12 protein-coding genes and 1 pseudogene are annotated in these 17,478 nt (G+C 68.4%); 5 read left to right on the plus strand and 8 right to left on the minus strand.

The window, feature by feature from the left end:
• Window positions 1–8: 8 nt before the first annotated feature.
• Window positions 9–860: a fumarylacetoacetate hydrolase family protein gene (locus tag ACQEVM_RS17815; protein WP_433080167.1), complete on the minus strand. Its 852-nt coding sequence runs from the start codon at window positions 858–860 to the stop codon at window positions 9–11.
• A gap of 506 nt (window positions 861–1,366) precedes the next feature.
• Here ACQEVM_RS17815 and ACQEVM_RS17820 point away from each other — a divergent pair.
• The 3 genes from ACQEVM_RS17820 to ACQEVM_RS17830 all read left to right on the plus strand — a co-directional run bounded on the left by ACQEVM_RS17820 (window position 1,367) and on the right by ACQEVM_RS17830 (window position 5,085).
• Complete coding sequence (locus tag ACQEVM_RS17820) at window positions 1,367–2,407, plus strand: sugar ABC transporter substrate-binding protein (RefSeq protein ID WP_433080169.1); 1,041 nt, start codon at window positions 1,367–1,369, stop codon at window positions 2,405–2,407.
• A gap of 109 nt (window positions 2,408–2,516) precedes the next feature.
• On the plus strand, window positions 2,517–4,070 hold the full coding sequence (locus ACQEVM_RS17825; RefSeq protein WP_433080171.1) for a sugar ABC transporter ATP-binding protein: 1,554 nt from the start codon (window positions 2,517–2,519) through the stop codon (window positions 4,068–4,070).
• Window positions 4,054–5,085: an ABC transporter permease gene (locus ACQEVM_RS17830; protein WP_433080173.1), complete on the plus strand. Its 1,032-nt coding sequence runs from the start codon at window positions 4,054–4,056 to the stop codon at window positions 5,083–5,085. Before ACQEVM_RS17825 ends, ACQEVM_RS17830 begins: the two co-directional genes overlap by 17 nt.
• Window positions 5,086–5,371: 286 nt before the next feature.
• On the opposite strand, the gene ACQEVM_RS17835 is transcribed toward ACQEVM_RS17830, so the two are convergent.
• The 4 genes and pseudogenes from ACQEVM_RS17835 to ACQEVM_RS17850 form a co-directional block, all read right to left on the minus strand.
• Complete coding sequence (locus ACQEVM_RS17835) at window positions 5,372–8,227, minus strand: glycosyl hydrolase family 95 catalytic domain-containing protein (RefSeq protein WP_433080175.1); 2,856 nt, start codon at window positions 8,225–8,227, stop codon at window positions 5,372–5,374.
• Between the two features lie 369 nt (window positions 8,228–8,596).
• A pseudogene (locus ACQEVM_RS17840) lies at window positions 8,597–8,836 on the minus strand (transposase); the annotation flags it as partial.
• Window positions 8,754–9,254, minus strand: coding sequence for a PaaI family thioesterase (locus ACQEVM_RS17845; RefSeq protein WP_433080177.1), 501 nt, complete (start codon window positions 9,252–9,254; stop codon window positions 8,754–8,756). The gene ACQEVM_RS17845 and the pseudogene ACQEVM_RS17840, both read right to left, overlap by 83 nt.
• Window positions 9,255–9,451: 197 nt before the next feature.
• Complete coding sequence (locus ACQEVM_RS17850) at window positions 9,452–9,685, minus strand: putative quinol monooxygenase (RefSeq protein ID WP_433080179.1); 234 nt, start codon at window positions 9,683–9,685, stop codon at window positions 9,452–9,454.
• A 240-nt stretch (window positions 9,686–9,925) separates the two neighbouring features.
• On the opposite strand from ACQEVM_RS17850, the gene ACQEVM_RS17855 reads away from it, so the two are divergent.
• The gene (locus ACQEVM_RS17855; protein WP_433080181.1) at window positions 9,926–10,885 is read left to right on the plus strand and encodes a GlxA family transcriptional regulator; all 960 of its coding nucleotides are present in this window, start codon (window positions 9,926–9,928) and stop codon (window positions 10,883–10,885) included.
• A gap of 8 nt (window positions 10,886–10,893) precedes the next feature.
• On the opposite strand, the gene ACQEVM_RS17860 is transcribed toward ACQEVM_RS17855, so the two are convergent.
• The 3 genes from ACQEVM_RS17860 to ACQEVM_RS17870 all read right to left on the minus strand — a co-directional run bounded on the left by ACQEVM_RS17860 (window position 10,894) and on the right by ACQEVM_RS17870 (window position 12,752).
• Window positions 10,894–11,259: a hypothetical protein gene (locus ACQEVM_RS17860; RefSeq protein ID WP_433080183.1), complete on the minus strand. Its 366-nt coding sequence runs from the start codon at window positions 11,257–11,259 to the stop codon at window positions 10,894–10,896.
• Between the two features lie 29 nt (window positions 11,260–11,288).
• Window positions 11,289–11,483, minus strand: coding sequence for a GPP34 family phosphoprotein (locus ACQEVM_RS17865; RefSeq protein ID WP_433080185.1), 195 nt, complete (start codon window positions 11,481–11,483; stop codon window positions 11,289–11,291).
• Between the two features lie 150 nt (window positions 11,484–11,633).
• Entirely contained in the window at window positions 11,634–12,752 is a 1,119-nt protein-coding gene (locus ACQEVM_RS17870) for a heparin lyase I family protein (protein ID WP_433080187.1), read from the minus strand.
• A gap of 1,494 nt (window positions 12,753–14,246) precedes the next feature.
• Here ACQEVM_RS17870 and ACQEVM_RS17875 point away from each other — a divergent pair.
• Entirely contained in the window at window positions 14,247–17,078 is a 2,832-nt protein-coding gene (locus tag ACQEVM_RS17875; protein WP_433080189.1) for a hypothetical protein, read from the plus strand.
• The last annotated feature ends 400 nt before the right edge of the window (window positions 17,079–17,478 follow it).

Consider the following 17,478-nt stretch of genomic DNA (forward strand, 5'->3'; position numbering starts at 1 on the left):
GGTGCCTTTCACGCGTTGCTGAAGGTCTGGCGCTGGGTGCCGAGGCCGTCGATGGACAGTTCGACGGTGTCGCCGTCACGCAGGTACGGCGTGCCGGGCAGGCCCAGGGCCACGCCGGCGGGGGTGCCGGTGTTGATGACGTCGCCGGGGCGCAGCACCATGTACTGGCTGAGGTACCAGACGAGGTACGTCACGTCGAAGATCATGTTCTTGGTGGTGCCGTTCTGGCGTGTGTCGCCGTTGACGGTGAGGCGCAGGCCCAACGCCTGCGGATCGCCGACCTCGTCGAGGGTGACCAGCCAGGGGCCCAGCGGATTGAAGGTCTCGCAGGACTTGCCGAGGTCCCATTGGGCGGAGTACTCGAGCTGGAACTCGCGCTCGGAGACGTCGTTGCTGATCGCGCAGCCGGCGATGTACTCCAGCGCCTCGGCGGGGCTTCCCACATAGCGCGCCTCGCGCCCGATGACGACGGCAAGCTCGACCTCCCAGTCGGTCTTCGCCGAACCGCGCGGGATCAGGACCTCGTCGTACGGGCCGACCACGGTGGAGGGGTCCTTCATGAAGACGACCGGCCGCTCCGGGACGGCCGCGCCGGTCTCCTCCGCGTGGTCGCGGTAGTTGAGGCCGACACAGACGACCTTGCCGGGCCGGGCGACGGGAGCGCCGATACGCCGGCCGGTCGCGTTGAGGGGCGGCAGGGCGCCCTCGGTCATGGCCTGCCGGACCCTCTCGATTCCGCCGGAGGCGAGGAAGGCCCCGTCGATGTCGTCGGTCAGCCCGGTGATGGCGTACGTGACTCCGTCGTCGCCGAGGACCGCGGGTACTTCCGCTCCTGGAGCCCCGATGCGCACTAGCCTCATGCCTTTGTCTCCTGTCGCTGCGTCGGGGGGCGAGGCCCCGCGGCCAACACGTCAGATGAATCCGAAGTGCCATGACCATACGAGTCTCAGCCTCACGACCACAAGAAGACATCCGATGTTTGTTGGCGGCAATGACTGCCCCTCGCACTCAGCACAGTTCAAGGCGCCAACCGACACCCAGTTGCGGCATGGGGGGCGACCTCTCCAGAACCCTGGTTTTCAAAATCCTCCGACCTCCTCTCTTGTCAGGCTGGTTTACGACCTCGTAATGTCCTCGTTGCCGCAAGCCATCCGATGACTGCGGGGAAGATCCGTTCTGCGTCCGATGCGGATCCCCACGGCCACGAGCCTCTCCTCTCCCCAGGGGACGGGAGCGCAGGCCGGTTCCCCTCGCATCAGCTCACGGGACGGGGTCGCGGTCTCTTCCGACCTGCCGGACCGAGCCGGCCGGTGCCCGCTCCCGTCCCGGAGCGGGCACCGGCATCCCAGCCAAGGAGATCAGCACCATGAGTCTTCGCTCCGCCAGAATCGCGGCCACGGCCGCCACCGTGATCGTCGTCGCGGGCTTTGCCACGGGCTGCAACCGCGAGAGTCCCGGTGCCGCCTCCGGTGGCAAGCCGGCGATCGGCATCGACTTGCCTCGGGCGGACTCGGACTTCTGGAACTCGTACTCCATGTACATCAACCAGGAGTCGAAGAAGCTCGGGCTGAACACCCTGGCGGTGAGCAACTCCCAGAACGACGTGACCAAGCTGGTCGCCAACGTCCAGGTCTTCCAGAGCACCGGTGCGAAGGCCGTCGTGATGGCGCCGCAGGACACCGGCGCGGTCGCCTCCACCCTGGACACGCTCGCCGCCAAGCACATCGCGGTGATCAGCATCGACACCCGCCCCGACAAGGGGAACGTGTACATGGTGGTCCGTGCCGACAACAAGGCGTACGGCACCAAGGCGTGCGAGTTCCTCGGCCAGCAGCTCGGCGGCAAGGGCAAGGTCGCCGAGCTGCAGGGAGCCCTGGACTCCGTCAACGGCCGTGACCGGTCCGAGGCGTTCGCCGCCTGTATGAAGGACAAGTTCCCGGGCATCGAGGTGATCGAGCTGCCCACCGACTGGAAGGGCGACATCGCCTCCGCGAAGCTCCAGTCCACCCTCACCGCACACCCGGATCTCAACGGCATCTACATACAGGCCGGAGGCGTGTTCCTCCAGCCGACCCTGACCCTGTTGCAACAGAAGGGGCTGCTCAAGCCCGCCGGACAGCCCGGACACATCGCCATCGTCTCCAACGACGGCATCCCGGCGGAGTTCGACGCGATACGCAAGGGGCAGATCGACGCCACCGTCTCCCAGCCGGCCGACCTCTACGCCAAGTACGCCTTGTACTACGCCAAGGCCGCCACCGAAGGGAAGACGTTCCAGCCCGGCGCCACGGACCACCAGTCCACCATCGTCAAGCTGCCCAACGGACTTGAGGACCAGCTTCCCGCGCCCCTGGTCACCAAGGCCAACGTCGATGACAAGGCGTTCTGGGGCAACACCATCGGCTGAGGAGCCGCGACATCCTCACACCCCCATCACTCGTGAGCGGCCGGCGTCAATCCGTCACCCCACCCGCACGCCCGCCGCTCACGCCACTCGAGGAAAGGAAGACACCGCCATGGCGGAGCCCAGCCCCATCCGGGGACCCGTCGTCGAGGCAGACGGGATCAGCAAGCGCTTCGGCGCCACAGTGGCGCTCAGGGACGCCCGCATCCTGGTCGCTCCCGGCGAGTCGCACGCCCTGGTCGGTCGTAACGGGGCCGGCAAATCCACCCTCGTCTCCATCCTCACCGGCCTGCAGAGTCCGGACAGTGGCAGCCTGCGCTTCGGCGGCGAACCCGCCCCTGCCCTCGGTGACACCGACGCCTGGCGCTCCCGGATCGCCTGTGTCTACCAGCGCTCCACGATCATCCCGGCGCTGACCGTCGCCGAGAACCTGTTCCTCGACCGCCAGAGCGGGAGTGCGCTGCGCCCGATCAGCTGGAAGCGGCTGCGCCGTCGCGCCACGGACCTGCTCGCCGAATACGGTGTGGACGTCGCCCCCTCCACACGCGCGGAAGACCTGAGCGTCGAACAGCGCCAGTTCGTCGAAATAGCCCGGGCGCTGTCCTTCGGTGCCCGGTTCATCATCCTCGACGAGCCCACCGCCAAACTCGACGCACGCGGAATCGACCGGCTCTTCGCCAAGCTGCGCTCACTCCAGCAGCAGGGCGTCGCCTTCCTGTTCATCTCGCACCACCTGCAGGAGGTCTACGACCTGTGCAGCACGGTCACCGTCTACCGGGACGCCCGCCACATCGTCACCGCCCCCGTGGCGGAGCTCGGTCAGCAGGCCATGGTGGAGGCGATGACCGGGGAACGGTCCCGAGGAGCCGAGCCCAGCTGGTCGGTCGGCCGCCGCGAGCGAACGGTGGGAGCACCGCTGCTCGATGTCGCCGGGCTGTCCCTGGCGGACACGTTCCAGGAAGTCTCCCTGACCGCACGGGCCGGCGAGGTGGTGGGACTCGCCGGCGCCGCCGCCAGCGGCAACGTGCAGCTCGGCGAGACCGTCGCCGGTCTGCGGCGGCCCGACAGCGGCACGATCACCGTGGCGGGCCGCACGGTACGCACCGGACAGGTCCCCGCCGCGCTCGCTGCCGGTATCGGTTTCGTCCCCGAGGACCGGCACATCCAAGGTCTCATCCCGCAGCGCAGTGTCGCCGAGAACGCCACCCTCACCGTCACCGGCCGGCTGGGCCCCTACGGTGTGGTGCTGCCCTCCCGGACCCGGGCCTTCGCCGCACGCATGATCAGCGACCTCGACATCAAGACCCCCGGACCGGCCACCCCCGTGGCGGCGCTGTCCGGAGGCAATCAGCAGAAGATCGTCATCGCCCGCGCCCTCGCCACCGAACCGCACGTCCTGGTCGCGATACGACCCACGAACGGCGTCGACATCAAGTCCAAGGAATCCCTGCTCGGCACCGTCCGCCGGGTCGCCGACGAGGGGAAGACCGCCCTGATCGTCTCCGACGAACTCGACGACCTGCGCGTCTGCGACCGGGTCATGGCCATGTTCCACGGCCGGGTCGTCGCCGAGTTCGAGCACGGGTGGAGTGACGAACAGCTGGTCGCAGCCATGGAAGGCATGACCGACCCGACCGAGAAGGAACAGCATGACCTCCACCACTGAGCTGGGCGGGCTGCCAGCGACCGGCACCTCCGAACCGGCGCGTCGTCGCTTCGAGTTGGCACGGTTCCGCGACCTGTCGCTCGTTCCCGTGCTGCTTGTACTGGGCGTCATCGGCTTCATCGTCTCGCCCGCGTTCCTGACCTCGGAGAACCTCCTCGGCGTCGGCCAGCAGGCGACGGAACTGAGCCTGCTCGTGCTGGCGCAGGCCCTGATCCTGATCATCGGCCGGATGGACCTCTCGCTGGAGTCCACCATCGGCCTCGCCCCCGTCGTCGCCGTCTGGCTGGTGCTCCCCGACCACGGCGCTCGGTTCAACGGCCTGGGACTGTTCCCGGAATGGATGTCCGTCCCGCTCTGTCTCCTGGTCGGAGCAGTCATCGGAGCGATCAACGGGTTCCTCATCCTGAAGCTGCGCCTGAACGGATTCATCGTCACGCTGGGCGGCCTCACGTTGTTGCGCGGCTTGCAGATAGCCATTTCCGAGGGCCAGTCCATCGTCAACGTGCCCCGCTCGTTCAGCTACCTCGGCAGCGCCGGCTGGTTCGGCGTCCCTGCCGCACTGTGGATCTGCGCGGCGCTCTTCCTGGCCGGCGGCTGCGCTCTCGCCTGGCTGCGCCACGGGCGTGCGCTCTACGCGATCGGCGGCAACGCCGAGGCGGCCCGCGCTGCGGGCATTCGCGTCGACCGGATCGTCTGGGTCGTCCTGATCCTCGGCAGTCTCCTCGCCGCCTTCGCCGGCATCCTCTACACCGGCCACTACGGCTCCATCTCCGCCGACCAGGGCAGCGGCTGGATCTTCCAGGTCTTCGCCGCCACGGTCATCGGCGGCGTCAGCCTCAACGGTGGCCGCGGCACGCTGTTCGGCGCGCTCACCGGTGTGCTCACCCTCCAGCTCGTGGTCAACGTCATGACCCTCGCCGGTGTGCCACCACTGTGGAACCAGTTCCTCAACGGCGCGATCATCATCGTCGCGCTGATCATCTCCCGCTTCGCCTCCGGCGAGAAGCAGGAGTGACTCCGGCGGCCGGGGGCCGTGCACCGCTGTCGAAGCGGCGCGACCGGCAAGGTCGCGCCGCTCTTCGACCTCTCCTCCCCCGTACCGGCGGCCGACACGGCTCCACCCGGCCGCATGCATCGCATACGACAGGCGCGAGGGGCTCCCGTGGCGGTGACCGACGGGTCCCGGCGCCGCCCAATGGGCAGCGCCGGGAGGGCCAGATGAATCAGCTGAATCAGCCGACCCGGGTGGACGACCGACTCGGGCCCGTGAACCCGCCTCGGGGTCGACCGACCTGGGTGAGTCAGCCGACTCGGGTGAGTCTCCACTTCTGGTTGGCGGCCGTGGTGCTGCACGTCCACTGGATCAGTTGGGCGCCGTCGGCGGTTGAAGCGCCCGGGACGTCCAGGCACCCGCCACCGGCCACCGAGACCAGCCGGTACGTGTCCTGCCCGGCGGGCTCGAAGCGCCACTGCTGCTGGTCACCCGCCCCACAGCTCCACTGCCGGACGCCGGTACCCTCGGTGCCGATCGCGTCGCTCGGCACTTCGAGGCACTTGCCGCTGTGCGCGGCGGCCAGCGTGAAAGCGCCGTTCCCGGCGTCGGCAAGCTTCCACTTCTGGTTGGCCGCGCCGCCCGGCGCGTACTGGATCACCGCCGCGCCGTCGGCGGTGGAGCCGTCCCGGACGTCGGCCGCCTTGCCGCTGGACGGGCTCGTCAGTGTGTACGTGCTGCCGCTCTGCGGGACCACTGCCAACGTGCCCGTGGCCCGGTACGTGTGACCGGCGACCGCGGTAAACGTCATCCGGTCGCCGCTGCGGGTGGCCTTCTGCGCCTGCCCGGTCGTGGTGTCCACCAGACTGTAGGAGCCGGTGAACAGGGAGCTGCGGACGGTGAGCGGCCCGCTGTTCCCGGGCATGAGGGTGAACTTCGCGCTCTTGTCGGCCTGCCAGACGGCGCCAACGGTCACGTCTCCGCGGGCCTTGAGGCCGGTGACCGAGCCCGAGGCCCACGTGGAGGGCAGTGCGGGCAGCATGCGGATCTCGCCGTTCTGGCTCTGGACGAGCATCTCCGTCATCCCGGAGGAGGCACCGAAGTTGCCGTCGATCTGGAACGGAGGGTGGGTGTCGAACAGATTGGACAGCGTGCTGTTCTTGAGCTGCTCGGTGAGCAGCTTGTGGGCGTGGTCCCCGTCGAGCAGTCGCGCCCAGAAGTTGATCTTCCATGCCTTGGACCAGCCGGTGCCCCCATCACCACGGGCGTTCAACGAGACCCTGGCGGCCGCGGTGAACTGCGGGTCGCTGTCGGGCGAGATCTGGTGGCCCGGGTGGAGCGCGTACAGATGGGAGACGTGCCGGTGGGTGTCGCTCGGGTCGTCCAGATCGGCCTTCCACTCCTGGAGCTGACCCCAGGAGCCGACCCGCAGACCCGGGTCGAGCCTGCCGAGAGCGGCGGTGAGCTGACCCTGCAGGTCGGTGTCGGTATGCAGCTCCTCGGCCGCTGCCAGGGTGTCGGTGAGCAGGCCTTGGACGATCTGCTGGGCCATGGCACCGCCGGAGGTGAAGTCGCCGTGCTCGGGCGAATAGCTCGGGGTCACGACGAGCCTGCCGCCACGGGGGTCCGTCCGAAGGTTCGCCAGCCAGAACTCTGCCGCGCCCTTGAGCAGCGGATACGCCCGGTCGCGGAGGTAGGCCTTGTCCTGGTTGAACCGGTACAGGTCGTAGACCTGGGAGGCGAGCCATCCGTTGGCCTCGGGGAACCAGAAGGCGGTGGACCAGTCGTGGACTCCTGTGAACCCGAAGGGGTTGGTCTCGTTGTGCACCACCCAGCCCAGGGAGCCGAACATCTGGGTGGCACTGGACGTGCCCGCCTGCTTGAGGTCCTCGACGAACGCGGTGAACGGCTCGGCGGTTTCGGCCAGGTTGGCCTGAGCGGCCTGCCAGTAGTTCATCTGGAGGTTGATGTTCGTGTGGTAGTCGCCGCTCCACGGCGGTGTGGCGGAGTTGTTCCACACGCCCTGCAGGTTCGCCGGCAGGGACCCGGGCCGCGACGAGGCGATGAGCAGGTACCTGCCGTACTGATAGAACAAGGTCTCCAGAGCCCGGTCGGCCGGAGAGGTTCCCGTGGTGTAACCGGCCAGGAGCTGGTTGGTCGGACTGTCGGGCATCACCCCGCCGACGTCGAGTCGTACCCGGTCGAACAGTGCGCGATGGTCCGCGATGTGAGACGCCTTCAGATCGGTGTACGAGCGGGTGACGGCCGCGTCGACGGCGGCCGTCACCTTCGCATGGGGGTCCGGCCCTCGATAGGTCGGGGAGGACTGGGCGTAGTAGGTGGCGGCGCTCATCACGAACACCGCGCTGTCGGCTCCGCTGACCTTGACCTGGCCGTTGCTGCTGGTCACCGTTCCGCCGTCGGTGGCGATCCGGACCTGCGACTCGAACGCCAGCCCGTTGTCTGCGAGTTCGCCGCGGATCGTCAGCCGACCGCCGTTGGCGGTGGTGGTGAAGTCGTTGCGCGGGGACGTGTACCGCAGGGTGAAGGAGACCTTCCCGGCCTTGTTGGCGCCCAGCCGACCCGCCACCACGTTCCCCGGGTAGCCGGCGAAGTACTCCCGGTCGTACACGACACCGGCGCTGGTGTACCTGACCTTCGCGAGGGCGTTGGAGATGTCGAGCGACCGGCGGTAGCCGGAGTAGCCGGGGTCCGCGTCGGCCATGTCCAGGCGCAGATCACCGAAGGTCTGGTGCGCGCCGTATCCGCTCCTGGACTGGCCGAGCTTGCCGGCCACCCAGTCCGGATCGGCCTTGCCGGTGGTGTTGATCCGGTCGACGACCTCGTTGAGCGCGTTCGGCCGAGGTGAGGTCCAGTTGCCGTGGTTGTAGCCGGGCGAGCCGGGGCCGCCCGTCCACAGTGTCTTCTCGTTGAACTGCAGTTGCTCGGATCCCACGCCGCCGAAGACCATGGCGCCGAGGGATCCGTTGCCGATCGGAAGGGCCTCCGCCTCCCAGCCCGACGCGGGCTGCGCGTACCACAGGGTGTTCGGGTCGGGTGTCGTCGCGGCCGAGGCCCCGGGTGGGCTGACCGGGATCAATGTCGCGGCCACCAGGGCGGCTGCCAGTAAGCCGGTCCGTGCCGGGTTCCAGAAGGGTCGTCTCATCTCTCATGCCTCCTCAGGAACGGAGCCGCGGCTCGTCATGGGGCGCCGTTCCAGGAGCCGAGTGCGCAATAGATCCGATGTATCGACTAGAGGTTGCACGACGCTCTTCTTAACGTTCCAGCAAGAGAGCCACTTTCCGCCAACTGGCAGTGCGGCCCTCATGGAATCATCGGATCTCATTGCGCAGTCGATGACGTCTCCGCCCGAAGCTCCCTCACCAGGCACCAGTCAGGACCAGAGAGTGGGGTCGCCAGCCTGACACCCGAGTCGCCGGAGGTCACGGACAAGCCGGTACTCGGCGCCCTCGCCTCCCTCGCCTCCCTCGCCACCGGCCCACAAGCCGAGGATGTCGTGGTGACCTCAGCGCCATCCATGGACCTCGGCCGGATGGGCGGAGATCTCTCCGCGGGTCTGAGCCTTCGCCGAGAGCAACAGCACCATCTCGTCGAAGCCGGCCAGTTGGCGCCGACGCCTCTTGACGATCTTCGGCTCGAAGGCGCCCGCACGGTCCCGCAGCACCTCGATCTCAACCGGGCCGGCGTCCGTGACGATGGTCTTGGAGCGCTTGCCGTTCCTCGAGCTGCCGCCACTCTTGCCCGACGGATCGTGCGGAAGCGGCGGACGACCTGTCAGGCGTTCCGGCTCCGGCCGTCGGATCGGGGCTAGGAGCGGCCGGGGCTTCGGTGTAGGCGCGGTCGGCTGGAAGGGCTGCCATGACCGCGCCGCCCAGGGCTGAATCGAGCAGGGCGGCCAGAAAGCCGCCGTGGACGGCGCCCATCGGGTTGAGCAGGTGCTCCCCTGGCTCGCCCTCGAAGGCGACGTGGCCGGGGGTGGCGTCGACGAGCCTGAATCCGAGGGTGCTTCCGATTGACGGCTGGGGGATCCGCCCCTCCAGCATGAGTCGCAGTACTTCCAGGCCGGAGCGATGGCCGCCGTACTCGCCTGAAGTGGGCGCTGCCCAGTGGTGTGTGCGCGACCGTGTCGCGGCGTTGTCGGCCGAGACGGCCTGGGCGGCGGGCATCGTCATGGCGAGGTTCCTTCTCTGTGTCGGTGGCGGTGCCGGTATCGATGCTGTGCCGGACCGGTGAGCGGAGGCTGTCGCGGGGCGGGGCCTCGGGCTGGTGCGTCTGTTCCACGGCACGTCCTCGCCCACCGGTCGGCACAGGGGTCAGGGGGTCAGGGGGTCAGGGGGTCAGGGGGTCAGGGGGTCAGGGGGTCAGGGGGTCAGGGAAGCTTGGCTGCCAGGATGTCGATCGGGCGGATGTCGGGAGCCGAGTTCAGCATGGTCTCGGCCGCGTCCATCAGCGCGGCTGCGATCCTGCCCTGGAGGTGCGCTGAGCGTCCTTCCTCGTTCTCGAACGTGTCGAAGACGCCGAATGTGGTGGCGTCCACTCGGAACGCGAACCAGGCGATGGTGTGGGCTTCCTCGTTGGCGAGCCGCACCGCATCCCGCAGCATCGCTTCCCACCTTGTCCGCGTACTCGGGCTTGGCTTCGATCCTGGCCAACAGACCAATGTTCATCGTGTGTCACTCCGTGTTTCTGTGCGGCTGTCCCTGTCCGTCAGGGTTGGAAGGATTTCATCAGTTATCCGCCGGTTTCCGTGGAATGCCACCGGTTCCGAGCGGCATCTCCAACCTAAGGCCGCCACCAGGAAGAGCCGAGTGGCGGAAACGACGACTCTGATACCGTTTCCGACATGGACGTGGCAGTGCTGGCCTACGACGGAGTGTTCGACTCAGGGCTCTCCGCGGTCCTCGACGTGCTGCACAGCGCCAACGCGATGAGAGACGAGCTTCCCCAGCCACCACCCCCTTGGCAGGTCACCACCGTCGGCTTCCGACGCCGGATCCGGACGGGTATGGGCCACATGGTCGCGACGGAGCCGGCCGCCGGCGCCGGGGCGGCTGATCTACTGCTCGTGCCCGCCCTCGCCGAGCGGCGGCCGGACGCGCTTCTTTCCCACGTCTCCGGGCCCGAGTCGGCGCCGGTACGAGACCTGGTGGCACAGGCCCTCGGCCGGGGTACGCACATCGCCTCCGCGTGCACGGGCACGTTCCTCCTTGCGGAGTCGGGTGTCCTGGACGGGCGACGGGCGACAACGAGCTGGTGGCTCGCGCCCGTCTTCCGTGAGCGCTACCCGACAGTGACGGTGGACCAGAGCAGGATGGTCACCACGTCGGACGGTGTGACGACGGCCGGTGCGGCCTTCGGACACGTCGACCTCGCGCTCGCGATCGTCCGGATGACCAGCCCCGTGCTGGCCGAGCTGATCGCCCGGTACCTGGTGGTCGACGAACGGCCCTCCCAGTCGGCGTACACCATCGCCGGCGCCCTCGCCCAACACGATCCGGTCGTCTCCGCCTTCGAACGCTGGGCACGGCAACACCTCAACCAGCCGATCACCCTGTCAGACGCCGCCGACGCCCTCGGCATCAGCGAGCGCACCCTTCAGCGGGCCGTACGACGTACCCTCGGCACCTCCCCCGTGCGCTTCGTCCAGGACCTGCGCGTCGAACACGCATCGCACCTGTTGCGCACCACCAACCTGCCCATGGACGCCATCGCGGGCAAGGTCGGCTACGAGCACGCGAACACCCTGCGGATCCTGTTGCGCGAGCGCACGGGAAGCACTGCCGGAACTCTCAGAGGGCGCTGACCTGCTACCTACCGCTTGCCCACGCCCATTCCGGCGCGCAGGGCCCGGCCGACGACTAAGAGGGCAAACGGGCCCTCGAACGCCGACCAGACTTCCCGGCACACCACGCGCCGAACTCTTGACGCGTTCCTGGCACCGTTGCCGCTGTGGCCGCCGGAGCCCTCCTCCCGGCGGCCATCGCAGGTTGTGCGCCGCCCGTCAGGGATGATCATGAACCGGCAGCGATGTGACCTTGCAGCGGAGAGCGGGCAGACAGGCGCGTCTCCCGTGCTCCCGGCCTCCGCCAGCGCGAGTAGCCGCTCAACGGATACGAAGGTCGCGTCGAACGTCTCCTTGTAGCCGCCGATCGGCATCTGCCCGTCGCTGAGGAACACGGGGTGTCCCTCAGCCCTGAGCCGGCACATCACGCTCTGCTCAACGCGGTAGGCGTCCGCGCCTGTCGGGAAGCCGAGTTGTCCACGGATACACGGCCGGCCGGCACCAGATCGAGAACAATCCCGCCCTCAACCGCCCACGGGCAGGCCTGCCGCTCACGCACCGCACCAGACTCGTCGTCGAACGACAGCAACATGATCGTCTCGATCAAAGTCACGATCACGCCGGTTCCCCGTCACCCGACTCCACGACTTGAGACGCCCAAGACGCGCAATCAGTCCCCTTTCTGCGCCCGGCCACCCGACGATACGACCGAACACGATTCAACAGCCTGAGGGGCGGGGCGCCTCGGTAGGCTCGTCCGCGCCTCGGGCTACCCTCCGGAGCCGTCCGTCCGGCGCCGCCCCGTCTTGGCGCGGCTGCGGAGCACGAAGACGATGCCGGCGGCCAGTAGCGCGCTGGCGAGGGCGAGGATGATCGGGGTTCGGCCGGAGGCGCCGGTCTCGGCCAGGGGGGCGGCGTCGTTGTCGGTGTCGGTGCCGGTGTCCACCGGGACCTCGTCCGCGGCGTCGGATGCGGAGCCCGGCGTCGCCGGTCCGGTTGCCGGGGCCGACCCCGATGGCGGAGCCGAAGCGGCTCCCGATGCGGCGGGCAGCTTCGGCGTGGACTTCGCCGTGGCGCCCGGGGACGCCTGGGAGGTGGCCGAGGCAGGCGGCACGGCGGCTCCCGGGGAGATCGGGGTGATGCTGACGTCGTCGTAGTAGTTCACCACCGCCGGAGTGCCACCGGCCTTGTGCCCCTTCCAGGCCTGCCAGTTGGGGCGGTACAGACCGATCTTGTGGTACGGGGCAGTGTCCTGGTGGTAGCTGTTGGGGCCGCGGTGCGATCCCACCTGGGCCCCGTCGAGCCGCGCGGTGATGGAACCGGCGGTGGGGGCGGCGGGGGTGGACCAGGTGATGTCGAAGGACCACTGATTCCAGCGTCCCAGCCGCACGGGGCCGAGATCGTACCTGGCCTCGCTCAGCGGCTGTGAGCCCACCTTCGAGTGGACGACCATCGTCCAGCGGTCGTTCTTGACGGCGAGGACGACCGCGGGGTTCGTGCCCGTCCCACCGTGCCACTGGGAGACGATGGTCTGATTCTCGAAGGAAATCCAGTCGGCGGGAAGGTAGTTCGCGAACGTGTACCGGTAACTCCCGTAAGGCACACGCTCTGTGGCAATCTCGGTGCGGTAGGACTTGCCGTCATCCGGCATGACGAACCGGACCGCCTTGCCGCCCCGCCCCCCGGGCGCCGCGGTAACACTCACGGCGCCCGTCCCGTCGATACCCTTGCGCTTGAACGCGCCCGTGGTGCCGGACTCGAACCCGTCCTTGAAGGGAACAGGAGTCAACGCACGGTCGGCGACGGCCTCGGTCGCCCCGAACCCCACCACCAACACGGCCGCCAATGACGCGCCGACCCGACGTCCGCGACTGAAACGCTCGAACATGAACCGTCCTTGAGATGAGGGTGGTGCGGGGGTGCCCTGCATGAGTGCGGCCCGATGCCCGGAAACCAAGGGTGACCGACCCGCCCCCCAAGGACCCGCGCGCCAAACCATAATCACTCACAAACACACAGGTTCACACGTGATGGCATATGACATCGCCATCCGGACAGAGAGTCAAGAGCATTCGGAAGGCCGAGATCCGGTCGTGACGTTCAGGTGCGTCACACCGTCGGATCCAGTGCGCACCGGCTTGTCCGGAATGGGTGACGATCCGTCTGAAGGCGTTGCTGTGGGGGCAGTAGCCGGCGGGCGGCACGGCAGCCATGTCCTTCACCTCTCGCCCCCGGGACACATACCGCGAGCCGGGCGCAGGAGCCCCCCAACCCAACCCAGGTGCCGGGGGCGCCCGTCGGACCCCGCAGCTGAACCGGCAAAGCCGCGGCGGACTCCGATCCTTCTACTTCATCCGTCCCAACTCCCTCTCTCTCGGGGGCGATAACCACAGGCCAAGGTGCGGATGGTTCGCGCGGCCAGGCGCGGGCGGTGAAGGCTACGCCCTTGCGATCCTCGCAGTCCGGGAGCTTGATCCGTGCCCGAGGGCCGCCCGCCCCGGTGATGATCGCCGGCGCTCCATGAGATCCATGCGGGTGACCGCTGCGAACAAGAGAGCAGCGACCACACCTTGCGGGAATGACGTCCACACACCTGATCGACAACGTGGCTCGGATCCCGTCTTCAGCGCCTGGCCCCCCGGCGCCGCAGGCAGTGGGACAGTCGCACGCGATCCGTCACGGCCCGAAGGCTGTCCGCCGGCTGCACGTTCACACGGCGGCGACGCACTCAACGAGCCTCGCCGCCGGCTCCCTTGACACTGCCGCGCCGCAGCCCGACACTCGTCCAACATCAGCTGTTAACGCAAACATATCAAGTGCCTGACGCGGAGGGAGCGAAAACCCCATAGGACTTCCGAGGTCGAAATGGCTGCCGACGAGCACGTTCACCTCAACACTTCCCCATCGCTCCCCCACACGCGGCAGACCACTCCACCGAAGAACGACGTGCACCTCATGTGTGTGAACATGTTGGTCGTACCTGATCGGGCCTGACCGATCCAACATTCCCGCACTGACGCTGTGACCTGGTAGATCCCGGATGCGACCGGCCGCGCACATCTCCTCCGCGCGCAACCTCGCATGCTCACCGCCGGATGCCCAGGCGCCCTTCTGCCTCCCACTCGCTACGGAGTCACTCATGGGTACTTGTCTCAGAGGCAACGCGGTCCGCCTGAGGGCGCCCAGCTACTCGATGTCAGCGCTCACGCTTGTGACGGCCACACTCCTCGCCACCACCGGCATCGGATCCACGTCGCAGCCAACGGCGGCCGCCGGAACCACGTTGTACGCCTCTCCGTCGGGAGGGGGCAGCGCCTGTACGCTGTCCGCTCCGTGCAGCCTTACGGGCGCCCGCAACAAAGTCCGCACCCTGGTCGCCGACATGACCCGGGATCTCGTGGTCCGGCTCCGGGGCGGGACCTACCGGTTGTCCGCTCCGTTCCAGCTCGGCCCCGCCGACTCGGGCACGGGCGGGCACACCGTGATCTACCAGGCCTACCCGGGCGAGCAGCCGCTGCTGAGTGGCGCCAAACGGATCACCGGCTTCGTCCAGGTCGACGCGGCGAAGAACATCTGGCGCGCGCCCGCCCCCGCCGATGCCCAGGGCCTGCAGCTCTACGTGAACGGGCAGCGCGCCGATCGCACCCGGTCCGTGGCGAATCCGGCCGGCTTCGCCAAGACGTCCACAGGCTTCACCACGTCGGACGATTCGTACAGCACCTGGCACAACCCATCCGACGTCCAGGTCATCGCCCGGAAGGAGTGGAAGCACCTACGGTGCCCGCTCTCCGGCATCGGCTCCCTCGGCGGCTCGAACCTGTACGTGGCGCAGCCGTGCTGGGGCAACACCACGGCATCGCCCAACCCCGGGTTCCCGTTCAACGGCGCGGGCAGCGTGAGCATGGACTCGATCAGCTGGCTTGAGAATGCCCATGAACTGCTGCACAGCCCGGGGCAGTTCTACCTGGACCGGACGGGATCGGTCAGCGGCGCGGGGACGCCGCAGGTCTACTACATCCCGCGCAGTGGGGAGAACCCTGCCACGGCGGACGTCGAACTGCCCGTACTGGAGAGCCTGGTGAACGCGTCCGGCACCCCAGGTCACCTCTCCCCCGTCAACGACAGCGCGGCCGGCGCCGTCTACGCAGGCAGTTGGGCGGTCGCTGCGGGGCGCGGCTTCGGCGACCTCGCCGACGACGTGCACGCCACCGCCGTCAACGGCGACTCGATGTCCTACACGTTCACCGGCACCGGGGTCGATGTCCTGGGCGAGACCAACGGCGACGAAGGCGGCTTCGACGTGTACGTCGACGGCATTCGGACCGCCCGGTCGTCTGCCGACGGCCCCGTTCGGCTGGCCCAGCAGGTCATCGCGTCGGTGACCGGCCTTGCGAAGGGCAGGCACACGGTGAAGCTGGTCAAGACCGGCGGCCGGTTCCTGACCGTCGACGGTTTCACCGTGCTACCGGACGCGCTCGCCCCGGTGCACGACATCACCTTCGAGGGCGTCACCTTCTCGTACGCCACCTGGCTGCGGCCCGGAAGCGCAGAGGGCTACGCCGACAATCAGGCCGGCGTGCTGTGGTCCGGACCATCGGCCGAGGTGGTTCGCACTCCCGGAGCGGTCTCCATCCGTCGAGGGCGGCAGATCAAGATCACCGGCGGTGAGATCAGCCATGTCGGCGGCCTCGCGGTGGACTTCGCCGACGGCACGCAAGGGTCATCGGTGACCGGCAATCGGATCCATGACGTGTCCGGCGGTGGCGTGTCGGTCGGCGAGGTCGACGACTACTACCTCACCGACACCGCCCGGATGACGTCCGGCGACATCGTCTCGAACAACGCGATCTTCAACATCGGTGTCGAGTACGAGGACGCCGTCGGGATCATGGTCGGCAACTCCCGGACCGTGACACTCGCCCACAACGAGATCGCGCACACCCCGTACTCCGGCATCTCGCTCGGCTGGGGCTGGGGCTGGGCCTCACCGGGCAACCGACGCGGCAGCATCTACTCCGGCGGCAACCGGATACTGAACAACGCCATCCACGACTCCATGCGGACCCTCACCGACGGAGGTGCGATCTACACGCTCGGCGGTCAGGGCAACGGCGACGCGACTGGATCCGCGCCGTCCACCGTCGCAGGGAACGTGATGACGATCGCCTCGGGCACCGGCGGGGCCCAGGGGCTGTACCACGACGAGGGCAGTTCCCACTGGAACACCCACGGCAACGTGGTTAGCCAGGTGGGCGGCCACTGGACGTTCGAATGGACCGGATCAATCCACGACATCACGATCCACGACAATCTCACCGACACCGACCGGATCCGGAACGAGGGAACGAACGTCTCCGTCACCGACACCACAGTCGTCGGTGACGGTCTCTGGCCGCAGGTCGCGCGTGACATCGCCGCCGCGAGCGGTCTCGAACCCGCCTACCGATCCCTGATGCCAGCGCGGGCAGACCTGCTCAACGACGGCGAACCGGCCGGCGGGCTGACGGGTGCCCCCGTCGCCGTTGCCTGGACCGGCAACTGGGGCGTCTCCAGTACTCGACCGTACGGCGACCTGGCCGGCGATGTTCACTACACGCAAACCGACGGTGACTTCGTGACGGTGACCTTCACCGGTACCGGCATCCGGGTGCTCGGCGAGCTCTCCGACGACCAGGGCCCGTTGACCGTCACCCTGGACGGCGCCGCAGCAGGCACCGTGACCGCCCACACCGCCGGGCCACGACAGGCCCGGGCCGTGATCTACCGAACGCAGAACCTGCCTTATGGCAGCCACACCCTGACGCTGGCCAAGAACGGCGGCAGACACGCGACCATCGACGGCTTCCAACTCGACCGCTCGGTCAACGACGACGACCCGTCGCTCGCCTACACCGGCAGTTGGAACCGCCACACCGCCCGCGGCTTCGGGGATCACCAGGATGATGTCCACTACACCACCACCGACGGCGACTTCGTCACCGCCACCTTCACCGGCACCGGCGCCGACGTGGTCACCGAGACCAACAGCGACGAGGGCGCGATCGCGGTCTTCGTCGACGGCCGGCCTTGCGGCACGGTCAATGCCACCGCCGCCACCCGCAACGCCCAACAACGCGTCTTCACCATCGACGACCTGCGGTACGGCGTCCACGTCATCAAACTGGTGAAGGCCGGCGGCCAGTACTTCCTGATCGACCGCATGACCTACCGCTGAACTGTCCCGAGTCTGGCCGAAGCAGATCGTTGGCACGGGAACCTGGCCGACGCACGCTGGGTGGCCGATCGCTGAAAGGCCATCGCCGCACGCAGACAGGGGTGGCGGCGAGGCGGAGCGCGGCCGGGCAGGCGATCGACCTCGCCCAGGGACAACGGAACGTAATCCGCCCGCTCCGGACCAACGCTCCCCGCCCGCCGACCCGCCACGCGCAGAGGAACAGCGAGCGGCATGCCCTTCACCCGATCCGGCCCCTGCACGCCGGCACCCTCTGGAGCGGCAGCGAGGTCCGGCCGGAGGCAAGACGTCCCACATGAGACCAGGCAGGACTCCCCCGCTCGACGGCGAAGCGGACCCCTCGGTGTTCCGTGCGCGGACGTGCGTGATCAGGCGGTCAGCC

Source organism: Streptomyces sp. CA-243310, assembly GCF_050936775.1.
Lineage (GTDB): Bacteria > Actinomycetota > Actinomycetes > Streptomycetales > Streptomycetaceae > Streptomyces.

Bases quoted from the DNA above. Each gene is read 5' to 3' on its own strand.
- ACQEVM_RS17815 (WP_433080167.1), bottom strand. From the start codon at position 860: ATGAGGCTAGTGCGCATCGGGGCTCCAGGAGCGGAAGTACCCGCGGTC.
- ACQEVM_RS17820 (WP_433080169.1), top strand. From the start codon at position 1,367: ATGAGTCTTCGCTCCGCCAGAATCGCGGCCACGGCCGCCACCGTGATC.
- ACQEVM_RS17825 (WP_433080171.1), top strand. From the start codon at position 2,517: ATGGCGGAGCCCAGCCCCATCCGGGGACCCGTCGTCGAGGCAGACGGG.
- ACQEVM_RS17830 (WP_433080173.1), top strand. From the start codon at position 4,054: ATGACCTCCACCACTGAGCTGGGCGGGCTGCCAGCGACCGGCACCTCC.
- ACQEVM_RS17835 (WP_433080175.1), bottom strand. From the start codon at position 8,227: ATGAGACGACCCTTCTGGAACCCGGCACGGACCGGCTTACTGGCAGCC.
- ACQEVM_RS17845 (WP_433080177.1), bottom strand. From the start codon at position 9,254: ATGACGATGCCCGCCGCCCAGGCCGTCTCGGCCGACAACGCCGCGACA.
- ACQEVM_RS17850 (WP_433080179.1), bottom strand. From the start codon at position 9,685: ATGCTGCGGGATGCGGTGCGGCTCGCCAACGAGGAAGCCCACACCATC.
- ACQEVM_RS17855 (WP_433080181.1), top strand. From the start codon at position 9,926: ATGGACGTGGCAGTGCTGGCCTACGACGGAGTGTTCGACTCAGGGCTC.
- ACQEVM_RS17870 (WP_433080187.1), bottom strand. From the start codon at position 12,752: ATGTTCGAGCGTTTCAGTCGCGGACGTCGGGTCGGCGCGTCATTGGCG.
- ACQEVM_RS17875 (WP_433080189.1), top strand. From the start codon at position 14,247: ATGACCCGGGATCTCGTGGTCCGGCTCCGGGGCGGGACCTACCGGTTG.